This window comes from Mameliella sp. MMSF_3455 (genome assembly GCF_030733205.1).
Lineage (GTDB): Bacteria > Pseudomonadota > Alphaproteobacteria > Rhodobacterales > Rhodobacteraceae > Antarctobacter.
The window spans coordinates 77490-99299 of sequence record NZ_JASHJL010000018.1 but is presented as its reverse complement, the minus strand read 5'-3'; the positions used below and the strand labels follow the sequence as shown (position 1 = coordinate 99299).

Here is a 21810-nt window from a genome sequence, read left to right as displayed (position 1 = left end):
CTCCGGTGTGACGGGCTGGCCCCTCGCACCTTTCGGCGCACACCTCCGGTGTGACGGGCTGGCCCCTCGCACCTTTCGGCGCACACCTCCGGTGTGACGGGCTGGCCCCTCGCACCTTTCGGCGCACACCTCCGGTGTGACGGGCTGGCCCCTCGCACCTTTCAGTGCACACCTCCGGTGTGACGGGCTGGCCCCTCGCACCTTTCAGCGCACACCTCCGGTGTGACGGGCCGGCCCCTCGCACCTTTCAGTAAACACCTGAGACGTGCCCTCGTCACCGGGGGGGCAAGCGGCCTCAGGAGGCCAGTGGCATCCGGCGTTCGACGATCTCCGCCCACCAGGAACAGCCCGCCGGGATCGCGTCGTCGTTGAAGTTGTATTCCGGGTGGTGAACCATCGCCGTGTCGCCATTGCCCACAAGGATGTAGGCGCCGGGGCGTTCCTCCAGCATGTAGGCGAAATCCTCGCCGCCCATGACGATGGGGGCCTCGTCGATGCCTCCGGACACCTCTTTCGCAACTTCGCGGGCAAACTCGGTCTGCTCGGGATGGTTGACCATGACCGGGTAGCCGCGGTGATAGATCACCTCGGCCGTACCGCCATAGGTGGCCGCCACGCCGGCCGCGATCTCCTTGATCCGCTGTTCCGCCAGGTCGCGCATTTCCGCCGACTGGGTGCGCACGGTGCCGCGCAGGAACACCTTTTGCGGGATCACGTTGAAAGCCTTGGACGAGGTCTCGAAGGATGTGACGGAGACAACCACCTGGTCCACCGGATCGGCGTTGCGCGCCGCGATGGTCTGCATGGCCAGCACCAGCTGGGACGCCATCACCGTGGTGTCCACGGTCTCATGCGGCTTGGCGGCGTGACCGCCGCGGCCTTCGAGGTTGATCTCGAACTGGTCGGTCGCGGCAAAGAAGGCCCCCTCGCGGATCGCGAAGGACCCGACCGGGCGGCCCGGCCAGTTGTGCATCCCGTAGACTTCCTGGATGCCCCAACGCTCCATCATGCCGTCATCGCACATCTCCTTGCCGCCGCCGCCGCCTTCCTCGGCGGGCTGGAAGATCACCACGACGGTGCCGTCGAAATTGCGCGTCTCGCTCAGGTATTTCGCCGCGCCCAGCAGCATGGCGGTGTGACCGTCGTGGCCGCAGGCGTGCATGGCGCCATCGGTCTTCGAGGCATAGTCAACGCCGGTCTGTTCGTGGATCGGCAGCGCGTCCATGTCGGCGCGCAACCCGATCACCTTGCCAGAGCCATTTCCCCGTCCCTTGATGACGCCCACAACACCAGTGCGGCCGATACCGGTCACCACCTCGTCACAGCCGAACTCCTTCAGCTTTTCCTCGACCAGGGCCGAGGTCCGGTGCGTTTCGAACAGGATCTCGGGGTGTTCATGCAGGTCTCGGCGCCAGGCGGTGATCTCGTCCTGCAGTTCGGCAAAGCGGTTCTTGACGGGCATCTCGGCCTCCTTGTTGTCGTGAGTGTTCGTTGCGCCGCAGAGGGTCCTTGGGGCGCCATGCGGTTATGGGGTTCAACATATGCACCGTCGTGCGGGGCGCAACCACGACCGCGCGTCGCCCCTGCCCCGGCGTCCCGCGCTGCTCAGCCCAGGGGCATCCGTGTCTCGGCCAGGGTGGCGAACCAGCTGGCCCCCACCGGCGCGATGGCATCGTCGAAATCATAGGCCGGGTTGTGCAGGTCGGCGCTGTCGCCATTGCCGATGAAGACAAAGGCCCCGGGACGCACCCGCAGCATGTCGCCGAAATCCTCGCTGCCCATCACGCGCGGCGCCTCGCGGTCCACGTGGCCGGACACCGCCTCGCCCGCGTCGGCGGCCATGGCCGCCTGTGCCTCGGCATTCACCAGCGGATCCACGCCCTCGATATACGCCATCTCCGCCTGCGCCCCGTGGGCCAGGGCAGTTGCCTCGGCGATCTGGCGGATCCGGCTGCGCATCGTGTCGCGATCTGCGACATCATACTGGCGCACCGTGCCGATCAGCGTGACCGCATCGGGCAGCACGTTGTAGGTGAAGGTCTCGGATTTCATCCCGCAGACGGAAATCACCACTGCGTTCTGCGCGTTCACATCGCGCGAAGGGATCGAATGCAGCGCGGTGACGATCTGGGCCGCCGCCAGGTTGGTGTCCACCGCAAGATGCGGCATAGCGCCGTGGCCGCCCTTGCCCGTCACGCGGATCTCGAACTTGTCGGCAGAGGCCAGGAAAGGCCCCGGCCTCGTCGCGAAATGGCCCTGCGCCAGCCCCGGCCAGTTGTGCATGGCATAGACTTCGTCCACCTTGAACCGGTCGAACACCCCGTCCCCGATCATCGCCTTGGCCCCGCCGCTGCCTTCTTCGGCCGGCTGGAACAGCGCCACGACGGTGCCGTCGAAATTGCGCGTCTCGGCGAGATACCGGCAGGCGCCCAGCAGCATCGTGGTATGGCCGTCATGGCCACAGGCGTGCATCTTGCCCGGTATGGTCGAGGCATGATCCGCCCCAGTCTGTTCCAAAATCGGCAGCGCGTCCATGTCGGCCCGGAAGGCCACGGTGCGCCCGGACCCGCCCTGCCGTCCCCGGATCACCGCGACGACGCCGGTCTGGCCCACACCCTCGATCACTTCGTCACAGCCGAAACCCCGCAGCTTTTCGGCCACGAAACGCGCGGTCTCATGTTCCTCGAAACGCAGCTCGGGATGTGCATGCAGGTGGCGGCGCCATGCGGTCAGGTCCTCCTGCCAGTCGGCGATACGGTTCTTCACGGGCATCGGGTCTCTCCTTTGCCCATGATCCTGCGCCCATGCGGCCGCCTTCGCAAGCCTCAGAGATTGGGGCCAGGCTGCAACCGCGACCCGTCAAAGAAGCGCGACATGCGGAACCGGTCCAGGTCATGGCCAGGCTGCCCCCCGGTGGCCAGGTCGACGGCCACCCGGCCAAAGCCGGGACCGATGCCGAACCCATGCCCGCACATGCCCGTCACCACCGTCAACCCGGGGATCTGCGCGACCTGGTCCACCACCGGCACCACGTCCGGCAGCACGTCGATCATGCCCGCCCAGGCGTCCTGCGCCCGGACCGGCGCCGCATCCGGATAGATCTGGCCGAACCGCCGCATGATCTCCGAGACCTTGCCGCCATTGGGCGCGGGATCGAGGATGCGCATCCGCTCGAACGGGCTCTCTTCGGCCCCGCTCCAGTGGCGCGGGGTGGAAAAGGCATCGGGCCAGTGGCGCGGTTGCGGCCCGCGCGGGTGGATGTCGAATTCACCGGTCATGGCCAGCGGCAGGTAGTGGTGCAGGTGCCGCAGGAGATCCGGGCCAAGGTACAACTCGCCGAAAGCGGCGGGCGCCAGCGTATAGCCGCCATCGGCGCGCGGACGAAAGGCCAGCCGGTCGTCCACCGCCGCCGTCCCCACCACCGGCGGCAAGGGCTGCGTGGCCAGCGCGGTCGAACGCACCGCAAGCTGCGGAATGTCCACCCCGTGCCGGCGCAGGAACAGCGAAGACCATGCGCCCCCGGCCAGGACAACGGCCTGCGTCCGGACGCGGCCTTTCTCGGTGATGACACCGGTCACGCGCCCGGCCTGCCGGTCCAGCCCGCGTACGGCGCAGCTCTCGGCAATCGCCGCGCCCTCGGCCCGCGCCAGCCGCGCCAGTTCCGGCACCGCGACCGAGGGTTCGCCTTTCATGTCGGTGGGCGTGTGCAGGGCCCCGACCCAGGGGCCGCGCGGATAGTCCAGCAGGCGCAGCATCTGCGTCCGCCCCAGCAGTTCCGAGCTGACGCCAAGCCCCCTGGCCTCGTCCAGCCAGCCTTCGAAAGCCGCCATCTCGGCCTCGTCACGGGCCAGATAGCTGACCCCAACGGTGCGCGTGCCCAGACGTCCGCCACATTCCGCGTCCAGCGCCTGCCACAGGTCCTGCGCCTCAAGCGCGATGGGGATCTCGGCCTTGTCGCGCCCCTGCACCCGGATCCAGCCCCAGTTGCGCGAGGACTGCTCACCGGCGACCCGGCCTTTCTCCAACAGCACGACCTTCAGCCCCCGGCGGGCCGCGAAGAGCGCGGTCGACACACCGATCACCCCGCCACCGATCACCGCAAGGTCGACGGCCTCGGGCAGAGGATCTGAAAACTCCACCTCTCCCATCTCGTGATAGGGAAATCTCATCCTGCCCCCCCTTGCCCGGCACAGGCGCCCTTCCCGAATGTCGCGGCGCCGTATTTTACCAGAGAACAAGCACCGCGCGCGCCCCTGCTTCTTCTCTGCCGAAATACTCCGGGGGTGAGGCCGAAGGCCGAGGGGGCAGCGCCCCCTTGCAGCGAACCGGTCATGCCAGGCGCTCCAGCAGGCGTTCCATGAACCGCCGGCCTTCCTCGAACTGTGCCAGGGTGATGTACTCGTCCGGTTGATGCGCGACGGTGATGCTGCCCGGGCCGCAGACCACGGCCTTGTAGCCTGCGACCTGGAAATGGCTCGCCTCGGTGCCGTAGCTGACGAAATTCTCCGAGTTGTCGCCGGTGATCTGGCGGACCAGCGCCTCGGCGGTATTGTCCGTTTCCGGGGCAAAGGGCGGCAGGCTGAATTTCTCTTCCAGCTCGATCCGGGTCTCCAATCGGACCTGTTGCATCTGCGCGGTAAGCTCGGCGGCCTTGTCCTCGGTCAGGCGCCGCCACTGGTCCAGCGTCTCGCCCGGCACCACGCGATAACCAAAGCCGAACTCGCAATCCTTGGCCGCGATGTTATGAGCGGTGCCCCCCCGGATCTGGCCGACGTGGACGTTGGTATATGGCGGGTCGAACAGCCCGGCCATGCCGACCGGCTCCGCCGCCTGCAACTCGGCGTTCAGCTGGTTGGCCCAGTCGATCATCTTGGCCCCCCACATGATCGCGCTGACCCCGGTGTGCAGCAGCGAGCTGTGGACCTCGAAGCCGTGCACATGCACCCAGTAGGTCACGCCGCCCTTATGGCCGGTCACCGCCTTCATCATGGTCGGCTCCCCGACGATCACGTCGCGGGCACGCGGCAGGCCGGACATGGCCTCGATCAGCGGCGGCGCACCGGCACAGCCGATTTCCTCGTCATAGGACAATGCGATCTGCAGCGGGCGCGTGACACCGCGCCTCTTGGCCTCGACCAGGGCCCAGATCGCCAGCGCGTCGAACCCCTTCATGTCGGTGGTGCCGCGCCCGTAGAGGCGGCCGTCCCTTTCAGTCACCGTGAAAGGGTCCGTGGACCAGTCCTGCCCATCGACCGGCACCACGTCCGTATGGCCCGACAGCACCACGCCGCCCTCTTCGTCCGGCCCCACATGGGCAAAAAGTGCGGCCTTTTCCGGCTCGTCCGGCTTGACGTGGCGCCCCGCCTCGATCCCGTGCGAGGCGAGATAGTCCTGCACCCAGTCGATCAGCGGCAGGTTGGTGTCGCGGCTGACGGTGGCAAAGCTCACCAGCTTGTCCAGCAGCGCACGGGGGGACAGCACCTCGGCCATTCTCACCTCGTTCTTGATGTGTCGGATGGCTTATGCCTGTCACGGCAGGGCGATATCCGCAACCACCGGGTAGTGATCCGAGGGCCAGTCACCTGCCCTTTTGCCATGCAGCCCCCAGGGACCGCCCACAAGCTGCACGCCGGACGCGCGTCCCAGCCGGTCAATGGCGGGCAGGATGTGCAGACCGCGGTTGAAGTGGAACGAACTGCCGCGCGGGTCATGGGTGTGCAGCCCGGCCTCGCGCAGGATGCGCACCGTCCGCCAGCCCGGGAGCGCGTTCATGTCGCCCAGCACGATGACCGGCATTCCCTGCTGCAGCATCGGCGTGACATGTGCTGCAAGGCGGCGGGCCGCGCGACGCCGCTTGGCGCCGTCGCGAAAGTGGAAATGCACGTTGTAGACCCGGAACGGGCGCCCGTCCGGCCCGGCGAAAACCGCCCAGGACGCGAAATACAACCAGAACCCCTGGCGCTGGCGCTCTTTTTCGACGACCTCGGGCGCGTCGTAGAGGAACCAGCCCTGGTCAAGCAGGCGCAGACGGTCGGTGCGGTAGAAGATCGGCTGGCGGGTGGGAAAGCGTCGCCAGTCGCCCGTCGCGGCAAGGCCGTAGCCCGGGTTGCGGGACAACAGCCAGTCGCGCGCCAGGTTCACGTCGCGGTTCTCGTCCGGGCCGATGCTGACCATTTCCTGAAAGGCGACGAGATCGGCGTCCGCCTCCTTGAACACCGCGTCCAACGCCTGTTTGCGCGCCTCCCAGTCGGCCAGGGACCAGGGGCCGCGCGCCTGGGTCATGCGGATGAAATGCACGTTGTGACTGGCCACGCGCAGGACATCGGCGCTGCGCGCGGGCGGCGCCTGCGGCTTCCCGCAGGCGGACACCAACAACACCAGCAGGGCCAGGGACTTGCGCAGGGCCCGCATCGCTCAGCCCCCTCCGACGGGCGCGTCGCGCAGCCAGGTTCCGCCGTACCAGGTGCAGTACCAGTCCGGGTTCTCGGCCTCGATCGCGCGCAGCAGGCGTTCCGTGGCGCCCCATTCGTCGATGGCCAGGCTGATGGCCCGGCTGTCAGGTCCGGGCAACCGAAGCTGGATCCGAAAGCGGTCGCGCCTGTAAAAGCCCGCATCGCCGCTGTCGTTCCACCGCAGGCCCGGCAGATGGCGGTCGAAGACGGCGCGCAGGTCGGCCTGCGGACCAAAGGGGATCGCCGGGCAAGGACCGGCCAGCGCCTCGATCAGCGGCGACTGGTCCATGCGGGGATCATCGGGCGAACAAGGGGGCGGGCCGTCGAACCGCCAGATCCGCAGGCCCGCCGCCACGCCCTGCCCCCGTCAGTACCCGCTGTCGGTGATCAGCACCTTGTGGCCCGGGCTGACCTCTTCGTATTCCGAAGGCGCGGCCTCGTAGCCGACCGGGTGGATCGGTGAGGGGATCGGCTTGAAGTTGAGGTCCTTTTCCGTCTTCCGACGGCGCGGATCGGCGATCGGGACCGCCTTCATCAGGGCCTGTGTATAGGGGTGGCGCGGATTCTCGAAGACGGCGCGGCGCGGCCCCAGTTCGACGATCCGGCCCAGGTACATGACGCCGACGTAATGGCTGACCCGTTCGACCACGGCCATGTCGTGGCTGATGAAGAGATAGCCCAGCCCCATGTCCGCCTGCAGTTCCATCATCAGGTTGATGACCTGCGCCTGCACCGAGACGTCCAGCGCCGAAACCGCCTCGTCCGCGACGATCAGACGGGGTCGCAGGGCCAAGGCGCGGGCAATGGCGATCCGCTGACGCTGGCCGCCGGACAGTTCGTGCGGATAGCGGCGCATGAAGCTGCGCGGCAGTTCGACCCGGTCAAAGAGCTGCGCGACATGGTCGGACACCGCGCTGCCGGTCTCGATGCCATAGTTGTGGATCGGCTCGGCCACTTGGTCGGCCAGTTGCAGCTGCGGGTTCAGCGAGGCGAAGGGATCCTGAAAGATCATCTGCATGTCGCGCCGCGCCTCGCGCAGCCCGTTGGTCCCCAAGGCCATGACGTCGGTGCCGTCGAGATCGACCTTGCCCGCCAGCGGTTCGACCAGCCGCAGGATCGACCGACCGGCGGTGGACTTGCCGCAGCCGGATTCCCCCACGAGGCTGAGCGTCTGCCCCTTGTTCAGGACAAAGGACACGTCCTCGACCGCGTGGACATTGGCCACGGTACGGCGAAAGAACCCGCCCTTGACCGCAAAACGCGTGGTCAGCCCCTCGACCGTCAGCAAAGGTTCGTTGGTGCCGGGGATGGGTTTCAGATCCTGGTCGTCGCGGCCCACCAGCTTCATCGGTTCGGGCAGGTCCTTGCCGGTCATCTCGCCCAGCTTGGGGACGGCGGCCAGCAGCGCCTTGGTATAGGGGTGCTTCGGGTTCTCGAAGATTTCCTCGACGGTGCCTTCCTCGACCTTGTTGCCGCGGAACATGACCACGACCTTGTCGGCCATCTGGGCGACCACGGCCATGTCGTGGGTGATGAACATCACCGCGGTGCCGGTCTCACGCTTGAGCCGGTCCATGAGGGCGAGGATTTCCGCCTGGATCGTCACGTCCAGCGCGGTGGTCGGTTCGTCGGCGATCAGCAGGCGCGGCTTGCAGGCCATTGCCATCGCGATCACCACGCGCTGACGCATCCCGCCGGACAGTTCGTGCGGGAACTGGTTCAGACGGCGTTCCGGTTCGGGAATGCGCACCTCGCGCAAGAGTTCGACGGCCCGCTCCTCGGCCTGTTTCGCGTTCATGCCGCGGTGGACGCGCAGCCCCTCTGTCAGCTGTTTCTTGACCGTGAAGACAGGGTTTAGCGCGGTCATCGGCTCCTGGAAGATCATTCCGATCTCGTTGCCGCGGATGTTGCGCATATGCGTCTGGTCGAGGGTGCGCAGGTCGACCTCGCCGCCCTCCTTGCGATCGAACAGCAACCGGCCGCCGGCGATGTCGCCGCCACCGTATTCCACCAGCCGCATCAGCGAGAGCGAGGACACCGACTTGCCCGAGCCGGATTCGCCGACCACGCAGACCGTTTCCCCCGGACCGATGTCGAAACTGACGTCCTCGACGCCGACGACCGGTCCGTCCTTGGTCTGGAACTCCACCCGCAGCTTGTCGATCCGCGCGATCGGTCCTGCGGTCTGCGAGTTCGGTGCGCTGTCCAGCATTGTTGCGTGCTCCCCATGTCCTGAGGGCAAAGGCTATGGGCTGCGCGGGCAGGCTGTAAAGACCCGCAGTGCTTTTACGTTAGGCAATGCTTGCATTTTGCGCATGTTGTGCTTTCGATGGGGAACGGGTGGGGTATCCGGATCATCGATGTGCAAATGGCGGTTGCAATCGCCTCCTCATCTGGCCGACCATCCCGCCACAACGAAGGGGCCGGGCACGACATCCGGTCCCGACCAACATGGAGTGATATCATGAGACTCAAGACCCTGATGCTCGGGGCAGCCGCCGCTATTGCACTGGCTCCCGCAGCCTTTGCCGAGCGGGCGTCTGACGGCGACGTCAAGATCATCTACTGGCAGGCTCCGTCGATCCTGAACCCGTTCCTGTCGGGCGGCACCAAGGACGTCGAATCCTCGTCGATGATCATCGAACCGCTGGCACGCTACAATGAAAACGGCGAACTGGTGCCCTGGCTGGTCGACGAGATCCCCACCGTTGCCAATGGCGGTGTCTCCGAGGACCTGACCCAGATCACCTGGAAACTGAGCCCGGGCATCCTGTGGTCGGACGGCACGCCGCTGACCTCCGAAGACGTCAAGTTCACCTATGAATACTGCACCCACCCCGAGGGCGGCTGCGCGCAGATCACCAAGTTCGAGGGCGTGACCTCGGTCGAGACGCCGGACGAATCGACCATCGTCGTCACCTTCGAAGGCCCGACCCCGAACCCCTACGGCCCCTTCGTCGGCGGTGAGAGCCCGATCATCCAGAAGGCCCAGTTCGAGAACTGCGTCGGCGCCGCGGCCTCGACCTGCACCGAGCAGAACTTCAACCCGATCGGCACCGGCCCCTTCGTCGTCACCGAGTTCAAGCCGAACGACGTGATCACCATGAAGGCCAACGACAACTACCGCGACCCGGCCAAGCCGGCCTTTGCCACCGTGACCTTCAAGGGCGGCGGTTCGGCGGCCGCGGCGGGCACCGCCGTGATGGAAACCGGCGAATTCGACTACGCCTGGAACCTGCAGCTGGCCCCCGACGTCATCGCCAAGATGGAAGCGGGCGGCATGGGCAAGCCGGTGGCCGGCTTCGGCCCGCTGTTGGAACGCATCATGCTGAACAACACCAACCCCGATCCGAACCTTGGTCCGGACGAGCGTTCGGTGATCCGCCCGCACCCCTTCCTGGGTGACCCGGCGGTCTACAAGGCGATGTCGATGGCCATCGACCGCAACCTGCTGGTGGAAATCGGCTATGGCCAGGCCGGCCGCGTGTCCTGTTCCTGGGTCCCCGCCCCCGCCGCCTTTGCCGCAGACATCGAAGGCTGTGACGTGCAGGACATCGAGGGCGCCAAGAAGATGCTGGACGACGCGGGCATCGTCGACACCGACGGTGACGGCATCCGCGAAAAGGACGGCGTGCCGCTGTCGATCGTCTACCAGACCTCGGTCAACGCCGTCCGCCAGGACTTCCAGGCGCTGATCAAGGACTGGTGGGAACAGATCGGCCTCGAGGTCGAGCTGCGTTCGGTCGACGCATCGGTCTTCTTCGGTGGCGACCCGGGTTCGCCCGACACCTTCCAGAAGTTCTATGCCGACGTGGAAATGTACGCCAACACCTTCAACGGCACCGATCCGCAGGCCTATCTGGGCAACGGTCTGTGCGACAAGGCTCCGCGTCCGGAAACCCAGTGGCAGGGTGAGAACATCAGCCGCTTCTGCGACGAGGAATACGACGCGCTGCACAAGAAGCTGACCGAGACCGCCGACATGGAAGAGCGTCAGCGCATCGGCCGCGAGCTGAGCCGCATGGCCTTCGAGCGGGGCGCGATGATCCCGCTGGTTCACCGTGGCCGCCTCTCGGCGCATTCCAACAGCCTCGGCGGCGTCAAGCTGAACGTCTGGGACAGCGAGCTGTGGAACGTGGCCGACTGGTACCGGATCGACTGATCCGCTGAAAACCGGGGCGCGCCCGGCGCGCCCCTATTGCAGGCCGGACCCGCTTCGGCCCGGCCTGCCCCCGGCTCCATAGCCGCAAAAATCAGAGGCGTTTGATGCTATCCTACGCGACGCGACGTCTGGTCCTTTCGATCCCGACGCTTCTCTTCATCAGCTTTGTCATCTTCATGCTGCTCCAGCTTGCCCCGGGGGACCCGATGGCGCAGGTGCCGCTCACGGTCCCGCCAGAGGTGAAACAGAAGATGCGCGAGGCCCTGGGCCTTGGTGAGCCGCCGCTGGTGCAATACTGGAAATGGCTGGTGCAGGTCTTCTGGACCGAACCCAAGGTCTTTATCGACTGGGCCTTCGGCACCAACATGACAGAGGGCGCGCAACGCGTGATCTCGTGGCAGACCCGGTCGCCGGTCATGGACATCATCATCCAGCGGATCCCGCAGACCCTCTGGGTGGTCGGCACAGCCTATATCGTCGCCATCCTGATCGCCATCCCGGTCGGCGTCTATTCGGCCTACAGGCAGTATTCGGTCTTTGACCAGGCGGGCACCTTCGTGACCATGATCGGTTTCTCGATCCCGCCCTTCTTCACCGGCCCGCTGCTGATCGTGATCTTTTCCGTGCAGCTTGGCTGGTTCCCCTCGATCTACGACACCACCCACGTCGTGACCGACTGGGCCAGCTTCAAGGTCCAGCTGAGCCAGATGATCATGCCGGTCATGGTGCTGGCGCTGCAGATCACCGCCCAGCTGAGCCGCTACATGCGCGCCTCGATGCTGGACAACCTCAACCAGGACTACGTGCGCACCGCCCGCGCCAAGGGCCTGAGCGAGGCGATCGTCGTCAATGTCCACGTCGTGCGCAACTCGCTGATCCCGGTGGTGACCGTGATCGCGCTGGGGGTGCCGGCCATCTTCGGCGGCGCCATCATCACCGAACAGGTGTTCAAGGTGAACGGGATCGGCCAGCTGCTGATCACCGCGCTTTTCGCCAACGACCTGCCGATGGTCATGACCCTGACCTTCATCTTTGCCGTGCTGATCGTGCTCTTCAACCTGGTTGCCGACATCCTCTACGGCCTGCTCGACCCGAGGATCCGCTATGACTGACAACACCACCCCCTCGGACGAGCCATTGCAGGCCATCGAGGCCCTGCAGGACAAGGAACCGTCCAAGCCGCCCCGCGCGCGGTCCAAGGACGTCTGGGACCAGTTCCGCAAGCACAAGGGCGCCATGTTCGGCCTGGGGTTCCTGATCTTCATCACGCTCGCGGTGCTGATCGGGCCCTGGCTGTACCAGGTGGATCCGCAAAAGATCGACATCCGCAACAAGGACTTCCGCCCGATCTATGTCGCGCTGTGGGATTCCGATGCCAGGACCGGCTGGAACAAGCCTTTCGGCTCCGACCAGCTGGGCCGTGACCAGCTGGCGCAGATGATCGCCGGGGGCCGCGCCTCGATGGCGGTGGGCTGGGCCGCGATGATCCTCAGCCTCGTCATCGGCACGGCCGTCGGCGTGATCGCGGGCTATTTCAAGCGCCTCGACGGGTTCCTGATGCGCATGACGGACCTGTTCCTGTCGCTGCCGATCCTGCCGCTGCTGTTGCTGGCGGTGACGCTGTTCCGACAACCGCTCAGGGCCAACTTCGGGCCGGAGGGGGGCATGTTCATCCTGATCGTCACGATGATTGCCATCACCTCCTGGATGCCGACGGCGCGGATCGTGCGCGGCGACATCCTGGCCATCAAGGAACGCGAATTCGTGCTGGCCGCGCGTTCGATCGGCACAACCCAGTTCAAGATCATCCGGCGGCACCTGCTGCCCAACGTCCTGTCACCGATCATGGTCTCGGCGGCGCTGGGTCTGGCCACGGCGATCATCACCGAGTCGGCCCTGTCGTTCCTCGGCGTGGGCTTCCCCTCGGACTTCCCGACCTGGGGCAAGATGCTGGCCGACGCCGTGGTGCGGATGGAGGAATTCCCGGAGCGGGTTCTGCTGCCCGGGATCGCCATCTCGCTGACCGTGCTCTCGGTCAACTACCTGGGCGACGGGTTGCGCGATGCGCTGGACCCGCGCATCCGGGGCCGGTGAGCCTGACCGCAATGACAGCAACAGGGACCGGCGGTGCAAACCGCCGGTCCTTTTCCTTTCGGCGTGCCATGCCGCTTTCCTGCGCGCGGTGATCCAAGGGATCGGCGGCAGTGGCACCTTCGCTAATGACACCCCTGCCCCGGCGGGCACGATGCGCACCCTGAACACCGTTCCAAAAACCCCGCGAAATGCTGGCAGAGCTTACGTCTTCGAAAAAAGGATAAGCCCACGGCCCGTGGCCCGGCGTCCCGAACAGGCACGCGCCCCGGCTGGGACGCGGGGATGACGTTTTCCCACTGGATACCCTCCAAGTCGGGAAATCGTCCCGGTTCGAAAGGTGCGCCATAAAGATCATGCGCTTGCCTTGTGGCCTCTGCCCCCTCATTTGGGACAAAATTCCTGAATCCGAATTCCCGCACCCCGGAGGCTGCCATGTATGAATCGCTGGGTTTCGACACTCTTACCGCTCCGCAGGCCGCGGTCTGGTTTGCGCTGATCCTTGGTGCCGCCTTTGGTCTGCTGGCCGAGCGGACCCGTTTCTGCTTTCGGCGTGGCCTTGTCGGCGAGGATCGGCGCGCCGCGCTTGGCGTCTGGCTGACCGCGTTGGCCTTTGCGCTGGTGGGCACCCAGGCTGCCGTGGCGATGGGCTGGATCAGCTTCGGCGACCACCGCTTCATGGCGAGTGACCTGCCGGTGGCGGCGATCCTCGTCGGCGGCCTGCTCTTCGGCGCGGGCATGGTGCTGACACGCGGCTGCGTCTCGCGGCTGACGGTGCTGACCGCCTCGGGCAACCTGCGCGCGCTGACCGTGCTGGCGGTTTTCGCCGTGGTGGCCCATGCGACGCTCAAGGGCGTGCTGGCCCCGGTGCGCACGACCCTGGCGCAAACCACCCTGCCCCTGGGCGAGACCACCAGCCTTGCCGCCCTGCCCGGTGGCGCCGCCCTCTGGACCGCGCTGCTGGCCGCCGCGGCGCTGGCCTACGGGCTGCGCTCGGGCAACCGCTGGCAGGCCCTCGCGGGCGGTGCGCTCATCGGCCTGCTGGTGCCGCTGGGCTGGGTCGGTACGGGCTTCATCCTCTATGACGATTTCGACCCGATCGCGATGCAGAGCCTCGCCTTCACCTCCACCTGGTCGGACACGCTGTTCTGGACCGTCGCCTCCAGCTCGATCCCGGCGGGCTTCGGCGTGGGCCTGATCGGCGGCGTCTTCCTGGGCGCCTTCGTCTCGGCCCTGGCCGCGCGCCGCTTTCAGTGGCAGAGCTTCTCCTCCCCGGCAGAGACCGGCCGCTACCTGGCCGGCGCCGCGCTGATGGGCGTGGGCGGTGTTCTGGCGGGCGGCTGCACCGTGGGCGCGGGCCTCTCCGGCGTGCCGACCCTGTCGATCGCCGCGCTGGCCGCCCTGGGCGCCATCGCGGTCGGCGGGCTGGTGACCAACGCCCTGCTCTCCGCCTCTCCGCGTGGCACGCTGCAACCGGCGGAATAACCCCTTCTCGAACCGAAACGCACGGCCCCGGAAATGTCCGGGGCCGTTCTCGTTCGTGCCAGCAACCGCAAGAATCAGCGCGCCGCCTGTTTCCTGGTGACTCCGGAAGCAAAGACAGGCGCAGCCTGTCCCAAGGGTCGGCGGGCGGGCGCCTTTGCGGCAGAGCCGCAAACAGTCCCGTCCCGGCGACAGGCCTACAGGTCCGGCCCGCCGTCTTCCATGTGGTGCCGGATACGGCGGATCATCAGCCAGACCACCGCCACCACCGGCAGCGTCAAGATCGCCGTCATCATGCCCTTGCTGATCCCCAGCAGGTCCGCCACCGGGTACATCAGATAGCCCGCCAGCGAGACCGCGTAGTAACTGATCGCCACCACCGACAGCCCTTCGACCGTTTTCTGCAATTGCAGTTGCAACTCGGCGCGCTTGTCCATGCTTTCCAGCAATTGCTGGTTCTGCGCCGAACGCCCCACCTCGACCCGGGTGCGCAGCAGGTCGGCGGCGCGGGTGGCTCGGTTGGTCATGCTTTCCAGCCGGCGCTCGGCGCTTTTCACGGTCCGCATGGCCGGGTCGTAGCGGCGCATCATGAATTCGGAAAAGGTCTGCCGGCCCTGAAAGCGCTCCTCGCGCAGCACCTCGATCCGCTGCCCCACGATGGCCTCGTAGGCGCCCGTCGCGCCCAGCCGGAAGGACATGCGCGCGGACAGGCTTTCCAGCTGGGCCGAAACCTTGAGCAGCGCCTTCAGCGTGCCTTCCTCCTGCCCGTCCTCGTCGGTCATGACCTGCATCAGCCGGGTCAGCTCGGTGTCGATCTCGCCCAGCCGCGGAGAGATCTCGCGGACCCGGGTGAAACCGAGCATCGACATGGCCTTGTAGGTCTCGATCTCGCAGAGCCGCTGCACGATGCGCCCCACCCGGCGCCGGCCGATCCCCTCGCGCACGAAGATGGCAAAGCGCTGGTGTCCGGCCGGATCGATTCGGAAATCACCCGCAATCACCGCATCGCCGTCGATCACCTCGCTGACGGCCACGCTTTCGGGTACAAGCCAGTCGCCCAGCTGGCGGCTGATGGCAGCGTCGTCGGCGGGGCGCTCGTCGATGCGCAGCATCGCCGATGTCACCCGGACGCCGGGCGCGCGCGCAAGCCAATCCGGCGGAAAGACATCGAGATCCGCCGGATCGAAGGCGCGGTCGCCGAGCCCCGGCATGAAAACCGTATAGGTCACGAATTCCGTATGCTGTTCCCATTTCAGCATGAATTGCCCGATCGGCCCCTGGTAATGGGTGGCGCCGGGCTGGGGATGCGGGGTTTCATGCCGGTCGAGCAGATCGATCAGATGCGTCAGGTCCGCGCCCCGGTCCCGGGCGGCGGCATCCTTGGGCTGCTTGATCGCCAGGTAGATCGCACGGCAGGGCGCCGTGAGCGAAGGAAAGGGGCGCGCGTGCAACTCGTTGGCCAGCTTGAAGCGCAGCGGATGGTCCTGGATGGGCGGCATTGCATGGACTCCGGTTATCGGGCGCAACATGAATTGCTGCAGGTGCAAAGTAAAGATGATAAACGGCGTTTTTTCAGTGCCTTAGTTGAATGCGACCGTATACATTGCCGCAGCGGCAGGCGATCCGCCCGGCCGGCCCGGCCTCTCATGACCCCGGCCTCTCTGCCGCCGAGTACAGGGTCAGGCTCTCGTAGGCTTTGCGCGGCCCCGTGACGCGCCAGCGCAGGGACCAGCGCGGCCAGTCCGAGAAATCATAGAGGCCATCGTATTGATCCGGCGGGCACCAATGCGCGACCTCGCCTCCCTCGGTCGGGACCTTGTGGAACAGGCGACCATCCTCGAAGTAGACGGTCAGGTCCGCGTCCCAGCGATAGCTGCGTTCTGCCACGAAGGGCCCCTGCCCACCCAGCCAGAACTGCCCCCGTTCACTGTAGATCGCGCCGGTGCCATCCCGCTGCCAACGGGCGGTGCCCTCGAACCGGCCCCGGGCGCCATCGTCCTGCCAGATCTGCCGGCTGACCTGCCAGTCGCCGAGAAATGCCTCGAGATCCCGCGTCGCCACCCTGCCTGAATGCCCTGTCATCTTGCCGTCCCCGCCGGATTTCAGAGTGCTAACACGCGGCACCGCCCCGGGGAAAGCCACAGGTGCGGTGATCCCTATCGTCGCGGCGCGCCTGCCCCCCTATTGCCGATGCATGCCGGTCGGCGTATGGCACCCCAACGTCGCAGTCCCAGCCGAGAGGTCCGCCATGATCCCCCGCTATTCCCGTCCCGAGATGGTCGCCATCTGGAGCCCCGAAACCAAGTTCCGCATCTGGTACGAGATCGAGGCCCATGCCTGCGACGCACAGGCCAACCTGGGCGTGATCCCCAAGGAAAACGCCGAGGCCGTCTGGAAGGCCAAGGATGTCGAGTTCGACATCGACCGCATCGACGAGATCGAGCGCGAGACCAAGCATGACGTCATCGCCTTCCTGACCCACCTCGCCGAGCACGTCGGCAGCGAGGAGGCCCGGTTCGTCCATCAGGGCATGACCTCGTCCGACGTGCTGGACACCTGTTTCAACGTCCAGTTGGTGCGCGCCAGCGATATCCTGATCAAAGATCTCGAAGGGCTGCTGGCGGCGCTGAAGAAACGTGCCTACGAACACAAGGACACGGTGCGCATCGGGCGCAGCCACGGCATCCACGCCGAACCCACGACGATGGGCCTGACCTTTGCCCGGTTCTACGCCGAGATGGACCGCAACCTGAGCCGGATGCGCGACGCGCGGGCCGAGATCGCGACCGGCGCCATCTCGGGCGCCGTGGGCACCTTTGCCAACATCGACCCGGCGGTCGAAGAGCATGTCTGCGACCAGATGGGCCTGGTGCCCGAGCCGATCAGCACCCAGGTCATCCCGCGCGACCGCCACGCGGCGTTTTTCGCCACGCTGGGCGTCATTGCCAGCAGCATCGAGAACGTCGCCATCGAGATCCGCCACATGCAGCGGACCGAGGTGCTGGAAGCGGCCGAGTTCTTCTCGATGGGACAAAAGGGCTCCAGCGCGATGCCGCACAAGAAGAACCCGGTCCTGACCGAGAACCTGACCGGGCTTGCCCGACTTGTCCGCATGGCCGTCATCCCGGCGATGGAGAACGTGGCGCTCTGGCACGAGCGTGACATCTCGCATTCGTCGGTCGAGCGGAATATCGGCCCAGACGCCACGATCACGCTGGATTTCGCGCTGCACCGCCTGACCGGCGTCATCGACAAGCTGCTGGTCTACCCGCAGAACATGCTGGACAACATGAACAAGTTCCCCGGCCTCGTCATGTCGCAGCGCGTGCTCCTGGCGCTGACCCAGGCCGGTGTCAGCCGCGAGGACGCCTATCGCCTTGTGCAGCGCAACGCGATGAAAGTCTGGGATCACCGCACCGATTTCCGCGAGGAACTGCTGGCGGACGAAGAGGTGCGCGCGGCACTCTCCGAGGAAGAGATCAACGAGAAATTCGACCTCGGCTATCACACCAAGCACGTCGACACGATCTTTGACAGGGTGTTCGGTGCCCCTACCTAAGGGGAATGGAACAGCATGAGCACAATCCTGCGCATCACGGGCATGCGCAGGACGACAGCCACGATACCCACGCCACCTGGCCCGCCGCCTTCTGGGCGACGGTTCATTGTGCAACCGGCTGCGTCAGCGGCGAAGTCCTGGGGTTGATGATCGGCGTGTCCCTGGGGCTGAGTCCCTGGCCGATCATTGCCCTGACCACCTCCCTTGCCTTGCTGTTTGGCCTGACGCTGGTCTCTGTTCCGCTGGCACGACGGCTGGGCACCAGTGTCCCGGCCGCCCTCGGCATGGTCTGGCTGGGCGAGACCGTCTCGATCCTGACGATGGAATCCGTGATGAACGCCGTCGATTATCTCTTGGGCGGCATGACCTCCGGCACGGTCTGGAGCACGGCCTTCTGGCTGTCGATGGCCGTGGCCATCCCCGTCGGCTTTCTGGCCACGCTGCCGGTCAACTATGTCATGATCGGACGCGGGATCGCGAAACACGATCACTGAGCGCCCCGAAACCAAGCAGGTTTTCAGGATGCTGCGCGGACACGGGTCCGCCGGGCAAGTTTGTTTTTTGCCAGGGGCCGCATGCGTGCTACCCTTTCGGGTACACGTAGACAGGAGGACCATGAAGATGAAGCTGAAGATGCTCTTCGCCGCGACGGCCCTTATCGTGGCACCGGCGCTGGCGATGGCCTGCCCCGGACATTCCAAACAGGCCATGAGCTGCGCCGACGGCATGACCTATGACCATGAAAGCAACAGCTGCGTGGTGGTCGCCAGCTGACGGCCACAGGCGTCCGCAGCGCGCATGACCGAGGTTTCGCGGGCGGCCCATCGGGCTGCCCGTCTTGTTTCATGGCGGGTCCTGCCGCCAAAGCTTGACAGCGGCTTAACGTGGCCGGGCATTTTTCCAACAATTGCAGGGGTTTCCTGCGGCTTCTTCGAGCATTGGGCTTAACGGACCGGAAACCTTGTGGCGTTACCCCTTGGCCATAGCGCAACAACAAGGTCGGAAAGAACCGGATGTCCGCACTCGCTGCCCTGCCTGCCCCGTCCGCCATCGGTGGCAAGCCCCGTCTCAGCCGCAAGGCCAAGGCCGCCATCATCGTGCAATTCCTGCTGAACGAGGGCGCGGATGTGCCCCTTGCCGCTTTGCCCGACGAATACCAGGCCGAACTGACGATGCTCTTGGGCAATATGCGCTACGTCGACCGCGAGACGCTGAATGCCGTGGTCGAGGAATTCTCGAATGAGCTCGAATCGGTTGGCCTGGCGTTTCCCGGCGACATGGCCGGTGCGCTGACCGCGCTTGACGGCAAGATCAATCCGCACACCGCCATGCGCCTGCGCAAGGAGGCCGGGGTGCGCCAGACCGGCGATCCCTGGGCGCGGATCAACGCGCTGGAAGTGGACCAGATCAAGACGCTGGTGATGTCCGAAAGCACCGAGATCGCCGCCGTCATGATGTCCAAGATCGCCGTCGGCAAGGCGGCGCAGGTGCTGGCGAAACTGCCCGGCGACAAGGCGCGGCGGATTTCCTATGCGGTCTCGATGACCACCGGCGTGACGCCCGACGCGGTGGACCGGATCGGCCTCAGCCTGGCGGCGCAGATCGACGCCGAACCGCCCAAGGCCTTCAAGGCGCGGCCCGACGAACGGCTGGGCGCGATCCTGAACTATTCCAACACCGCCGTGCGCGAGGAACTGCTGCAGAACCTCGAGCAGGAGGACGCGGCCTTTGCAGAGGCGGTGCGCAAGGCGATCTTTACCTTCGCCAACATCCCCGAACGGCTGAACCCGATGGACGTGCCCAAGATCACCCGCGACGTGCCGCCGGACACCATGGCACTGGCACTGGCGGCGGCGATGCAGGGATCCCCGGAAGAGAGCAAGGCGGTCGAATTCCTCTATGCCAACATGTCCAAGCGCCTGGGCGAGAACCTGCGCGAGGAGGTCTCTGGCCTGGGCGAGGTCAAGACCTCGGTTGGCGAAAAGGCGATGGCGGCAGTGATCAGCGCGATCCGCGACCTCGTCTCGTCGGGCGAGATCGAGCTGGTGGCCCCCGACGAAGAGTGATGCCCGCGCCCCTTGCCGCCCGGCATCGCCCTGCATAGAACGGGGACGATCTGTACGAGGGCCCCCGGGTGAGCGGCAAGGACACGGAAAAGACACGGAACACAGGCAAGGCCGGTCCGAATCAGGAGGCGGCCCGGGGCACATGGCCGGACCGCCTGTCAGATATCGGGCTGAACCTCTTTGTGGGCGCGCTGCGCCTCTTGCCCGTACGCAGCCGGCTGAACCTGGCCAGCTGGATCGTGCGGCGGGCCGTCGCTCCGGCGCTGGGATACTATGACCGCGTCGAGGCCAATATCGACCATGTCTGGCCCGGCACGCCGCCCGAGGAAAAGCGCCGCATCGCCGATGCCGCGATCGACAACCTCGCCCGGGCCTTCATCGAGAACTACGACCCGGCCGAGATGCTGCAGCGGGGCGCCGCCTACCCGGTGGGTGGTCCCGGACTGCCCGCCTTTAAACAGGCCCGGGCCGAGGGGCGGCCGGTGCTGCTGCTCTCGGGCCACTACGGCAACCCGATCTGTGCGCGCTGCGCGCTGGTCGCGCGGGGCTACGAGGTGGGCGGCCTGTTGCGGGCCATGTCGAACCCCTATTCCAACGCCCGCTACGTCCAGAACTACCGCGACGTGGCAGAGCCGGTCTTTGTGCAGGGCCCCGGCGGGCTGAAGGCGCTGCTGCGGCATGTGCGCGGCGGCGGCGTGCTGGCGATGGTCTTCGACGTCTTCGACGGCTCTGGCGTGCCCATCGATTTCCTTGGCCAGCCGGCCCCGACCGTGACCTCTCCGGCAGATATCGCGCTCAAGACCGGGGCGCTGCTGATCCCCTATTTCGGCATCCGCCGCGCGGACCATTACGGCTTTGACACCATCCTCGAAGACCCGATCGAACACGGCGATCCGGTCGAGATGATGCGCGAGGCGACACGGCGGCTGGAAGCGCGGATCAAGGACGATCCGGGGCAATGGATGTGGACCCACCGGCGCTGGAAACCCAAGCGCCAGATGAAACGTCAGCGCAAACGGGCCGCCGCCACGATGTGACCGTTCTCGGGGTCCTGCACCAGCACGACCACCGGCGCATCCTGCCCCACCTCGACTCGGCCCTCGTAGATGCCGGTCCCGTCCCAGCGGGCGACGACATCCCAACGACGGGCGATGTTGGTATAGGTCAGCGTGTGGCCGGCGTTCTCTCCACGGGTGATGGTCACCTCTTCGGAGGGATCGTAGCGCACGACGTGAATATCGCAGGGCCGCGCGTCGGTCAGGGCCTCGGCCCGGATCGCGATGCTGGCTCCGTCGCGCTGCACCGAGAGATTGACGTGCGAGGGACGCTCGGCGTGTTTGCGGATCAGCTTGGAGAGCTTCATCGGGCGCGAACCGACAACATCGTCCTCGCCGTTCACCACCATCTGCGGCGTGTAGATCATCTTCCAGCCGCCAGTACGGGCATAGGCCTTTTGCCGCCGGGTGAAGGCATGCTGGGCAAAAACATCCTGCCAGCCGATGTAGTCCCAGTAGTCGACGTGCAGTGCCAGGGCGATCACGTCCTCGCGGTCGCTGAGTTCGGCAAGGATCGCGTCGGCTGGCGGGCAAGAGGAGCAGCCCTGCGAGGTAAAGAGCTCAACCACGACCGGATTGTCCTGGGCGGAAACCGCCCCTGCCAGCGCGATCCAGCCCGCCGCCACGATACCTGCAATCCTGCGCATGAATGCCTTGCCCTTGTCTCGTTCCCCCATCCGGGTCTACCCAAGCGCGTTCTCGAACGCCAATCAAGGTTTTGGGAGATTGCGTGACAGGTTTTGCCCCGCCAACACCCGTCACACCCGCGTATATACGGCCATCAGGGCGCAGAAACAGGGGGCCACACGGACCACGTTGCACGGGTTCGCCCGCCCAGTCGGGCAAAATTGTGTGCAACGGTATACAAAAACGACGCACCCCCCTTGATTGACTCACCCGCTTTCGGCATGAGGGTGCCAAGAAATCCTTTCGTCACCCCATC

Annotated in this window: 19 protein-coding genes; 9 read left to right on the top strand and 10 right to left on the bottom strand. The window is 66.1% G+C overall.

The window, feature by feature from the left end:
- Nucleotides 1-295: 295 nt before the first annotated feature.
- The 7 genes from RBB42_RS14875 to RBB42_RS14845 all read right to left on the bottom strand — a co-directional run bounded on the left by RBB42_RS14875 (nt 296) and on the right by RBB42_RS14845 (nt 8664).
- Nucleotides 296-1462 carry a M20 aminoacylase family protein gene (locus tag RBB42_RS14875; protein ID WP_305972184.1) on the bottom strand — a complete coding sequence of 389 codons (1167 nt, stop codon included), beginning with the start codon at nt 1460-1462 and terminating at the stop codon, nt 296-298.
- 143 nt (nt 1463-1605) lie between these two features.
- Nucleotides 1606-2772: a M20 aminoacylase family protein gene (locus RBB42_RS14870; RefSeq protein WP_305972183.1), complete on the bottom strand. Its 1167-nt coding sequence runs from the start codon at nt 2770-2772 to the stop codon at nt 1606-1608.
- Between the two features lie 53 nt (nt 2773-2825).
- Nucleotides 2826-4169: an NAD(P)/FAD-dependent oxidoreductase gene (locus tag RBB42_RS14865; protein ID WP_305972182.1), complete on the bottom strand. Its 1344-nt coding sequence runs from the start codon at nt 4167-4169 to the stop codon at nt 2826-2828.
- A 160-nt stretch (nt 4170-4329) separates the two neighbouring features.
- A complete protein-coding gene (gene argE / locus RBB42_RS14860) occupies nt 4330-5490 on the bottom strand; it encodes an acetylornithine deacetylase (RefSeq protein WP_305972181.1) in 1161 nt (386 codons plus the stop codon).
- A 39-nt stretch (nt 5491-5529) separates the two neighbouring features.
- Nucleotides 5530-6411, bottom strand: coding sequence for an endonuclease/exonuclease/phosphatase family protein (locus RBB42_RS14855; RefSeq protein WP_305972180.1), 882 nt, complete (start codon nt 6409-6411; stop codon nt 5530-5532).
- A 3-nt stretch (nt 6412-6414) separates the two neighbouring features.
- Nucleotides 6415-6807 (bottom strand): hypothetical protein, encoded by a 393-nt coding sequence (locus tag RBB42_RS14850; RefSeq protein WP_305972179.1) that lies wholly within the window; start codon nt 6805-6807, stop codon nt 6415-6417.
- Between the two features lie 12 nt (nt 6808-6819).
- Nucleotides 6820-8664: an ABC transporter ATP-binding protein gene (locus RBB42_RS14845; RefSeq protein WP_305972178.1), complete on the bottom strand. Its 1845-nt coding sequence runs from the start codon at nt 8662-8664 to the stop codon at nt 6820-6822.
- 252 nt (nt 8665-8916) lie between these two features.
- Here RBB42_RS14845 and RBB42_RS14840 point away from each other — a divergent pair, with 252 nt between their 5' ends.
- The 4 genes from RBB42_RS14840 (at nt 8917) to RBB42_RS14825 (ending at nt 14190) form a co-directional block, all read left to right on the top strand.
- Complete coding sequence (locus RBB42_RS14840) at nt 8917-10614, top strand: peptide ABC transporter substrate-binding protein (protein WP_305972177.1); 1698 nt, start codon at nt 8917-8919, stop codon at nt 10612-10614.
- 104 nt (nt 10615-10718) lie between these two features.
- Complete coding sequence (locus RBB42_RS14835; RefSeq protein ID WP_305972176.1) at nt 10719-11726, top strand: ABC transporter permease; 1008 nt, start codon at nt 10719-10721, stop codon at nt 11724-11726.
- Nucleotides 11719-12708 carry an ABC transporter permease gene (locus tag RBB42_RS14830; protein ID WP_305972175.1) on the top strand — a complete coding sequence of 330 codons (990 nt, stop codon included), beginning with the start codon at nt 11719-11721 and terminating at the stop codon, nt 12706-12708. The genes RBB42_RS14835 and RBB42_RS14830 overlap by 8 nt, the downstream gene beginning before the upstream one ends.
- Nucleotides 12709-13140: 432 nt before the next feature.
- Nucleotides 13141-14190: a YeeE/YedE family protein gene (locus tag RBB42_RS14825; RefSeq protein ID WP_305972174.1), complete on the top strand. Its 1050-nt coding sequence runs from the start codon at nt 13141-13143 to the stop codon at nt 14188-14190.
- Nucleotides 14191-14384: 194 nt separating this feature from the next.
- Here the strand turns inward: RBB42_RS14825 and RBB42_RS14820 are convergent, their stop codons facing one another.
- Nucleotides 14385-15686 (bottom strand): DUF3422 family protein, encoded by a 1302-nt coding sequence (locus RBB42_RS14820; protein WP_305972173.1) that lies wholly within the window; start codon nt 15684-15686, stop codon nt 14385-14387.
- 145 nt (nt 15687-15831) lie between these two features.
- Nucleotides 15832-16269 (bottom strand): DUF6314 family protein, encoded by a 438-nt coding sequence (locus tag RBB42_RS14815; RefSeq protein ID WP_306043722.1) that lies wholly within the window; start codon nt 16267-16269, stop codon nt 15832-15834.
- 166 nt (nt 16270-16435) lie between these two features.
- Between RBB42_RS14815 and purB the strand changes: the two genes are divergently transcribed.
- From purB to RBB42_RS14790, 5 genes are all read left to right on the top strand, one after another.
- Nucleotides 16436-17746, top strand: coding sequence for an adenylosuccinate lyase (purB, locus tag RBB42_RS14810; RefSeq protein ID WP_305972171.1), 1311 nt, complete (start codon nt 16436-16438; stop codon nt 17744-17746).
- 5 nt (nt 17747-17751) lie between these two features.
- The gene (locus tag RBB42_RS14805) at nt 17752-18240 is read left to right on the top strand and encodes a DUF4396 domain-containing protein (protein ID WP_305972170.1); all 489 of its coding nucleotides are present in this window, start codon (nt 17752-17754) and stop codon (nt 18238-18240) included.
- A 121-nt stretch (nt 18241-18361) separates the two neighbouring features.
- Entirely contained in the window at nt 18362-18520 is a 159-nt protein-coding gene (locus RBB42_RS14800) for an adenylosuccinate lyase (RefSeq protein ID WP_305972169.1), read from the top strand.
- A 239-nt stretch (nt 18521-18759) separates the two neighbouring features.
- Complete coding sequence (locus RBB42_RS14795; RefSeq protein ID WP_305972168.1) at nt 18760-19812, top strand: flagellar motor switch protein FliG; 1053 nt, start codon at nt 18760-18762, stop codon at nt 19810-19812.
- 68 nt (nt 19813-19880) lie between these two features.
- Nucleotides 19881-20849 carry a lysophospholipid acyltransferase family protein gene (locus RBB42_RS14790; RefSeq protein WP_305972167.1) on the top strand — a complete coding sequence of 323 codons (969 nt, stop codon included), beginning with the start codon at nt 19881-19883 and terminating at the stop codon, nt 20847-20849.
- Here the strand turns inward: RBB42_RS14790 and RBB42_RS14785 are convergent.
- Nucleotides 20819-21514 carry a DUF1223 domain-containing protein gene (locus RBB42_RS14785; RefSeq protein ID WP_305972166.1) on the bottom strand — a complete coding sequence of 232 codons (696 nt, stop codon included), beginning with the start codon at nt 21512-21514 and terminating at the stop codon, nt 20819-20821. The two genes, RBB42_RS14790 and RBB42_RS14785, sit on opposite strands and share 31 nt — an antisense overlap.
- Nucleotides 21515-21810: the final 296 nt, after the last annotated feature.

Coding starts and splice junctions, on each gene's coding strand:
- RBB42_RS14825 (WP_305972174.1), top strand. CDS start 13,141: ATGTATGAATCGCTGGGTTTCGACACTCTTACCGCTCCGCAGGCCGCG.
- RBB42_RS14830 (WP_305972175.1), top strand. CDS start 11,719: ATGACTGACAACACCACCCCCTCGGACGAGCCATTGCAGGCCATCGAG.
- RBB42_RS14870 (WP_305972183.1), bottom strand. CDS start 2,772: ATGCCCGTGAAGAACCGTATCGCCGACTGGCAGGAGGACCTGACCGCA.
- purB (WP_305972171.1), top strand. CDS start 16,436: ATGATCCCCCGCTATTCCCGTCCCGAGATGGTCGCCATCTGGAGCCCC.
- RBB42_RS14875 (WP_305972184.1), bottom strand. CDS start 1,462: ATGCCCGTCAAGAACCGCTTTGCCGAACTGCAGGACGAGATCACCGCC.
- RBB42_RS14845 (WP_305972178.1), bottom strand. CDS start 8,664: ATGCTGGACAGCGCACCGAACTCGCAGACCGCAGGACCGATCGCGCGG.
- RBB42_RS14820 (WP_305972173.1), bottom strand. CDS start 15,686: ATGCCGCCCATCCAGGACCATCCGCTGCGCTTCAAGCTGGCCAACGAG.
- RBB42_RS14815 (WP_306043722.1), bottom strand. CDS start 16,269: ATGACAGGGCATTCAGGCAGGGTGGCGACGCGGGATCTCGAGGCATTT.
- RBB42_RS14805 (WP_305972170.1), top strand. CDS start 17,752: ATGGAACAGCATGAGCACAATCCTGCGCATCACGGGCATGCGCAGGAC.
- RBB42_RS14800 (WP_305972169.1), top strand. CDS start 18,362: ATGAAGATGAAGCTGAAGATGCTCTTCGCCGCGACGGCCCTTATCGTG.
- RBB42_RS14795 (WP_305972168.1), top strand. CDS start 18,760: ATGTCCGCACTCGCTGCCCTGCCTGCCCCGTCCGCCATCGGTGGCAAG.
- argE (WP_305972181.1), bottom strand. CDS start 5,490: ATGGCCGAGGTGCTGTCCCCCCGTGCGCTGCTGGACAAGCTGGTGAGC.
- RBB42_RS14855 (WP_305972180.1), bottom strand. CDS start 6,411: ATGCGGGCCCTGCGCAAGTCCCTGGCCCTGCTGGTGTTGTTGGTGTCC.
- RBB42_RS14840 (WP_305972177.1), top strand. CDS start 8,917: ATGAGACTCAAGACCCTGATGCTCGGGGCAGCCGCCGCTATTGCACTG.
- RBB42_RS14865 (WP_305972182.1), bottom strand. CDS start 4,169: ATGAGATTTCCCTATCACGAGATGGGAGAGGTGGAGTTTTCAGATCCT.
- RBB42_RS14835 (WP_305972176.1), top strand. CDS start 10,719: ATGCTATCCTACGCGACGCGACGTCTGGTCCTTTCGATCCCGACGCTT.
- RBB42_RS14785 (WP_305972166.1), bottom strand. CDS start 21,514: ATGCGCAGGATTGCAGGTATCGTGGCGGCGGGCTGGATCGCGCTGGCA.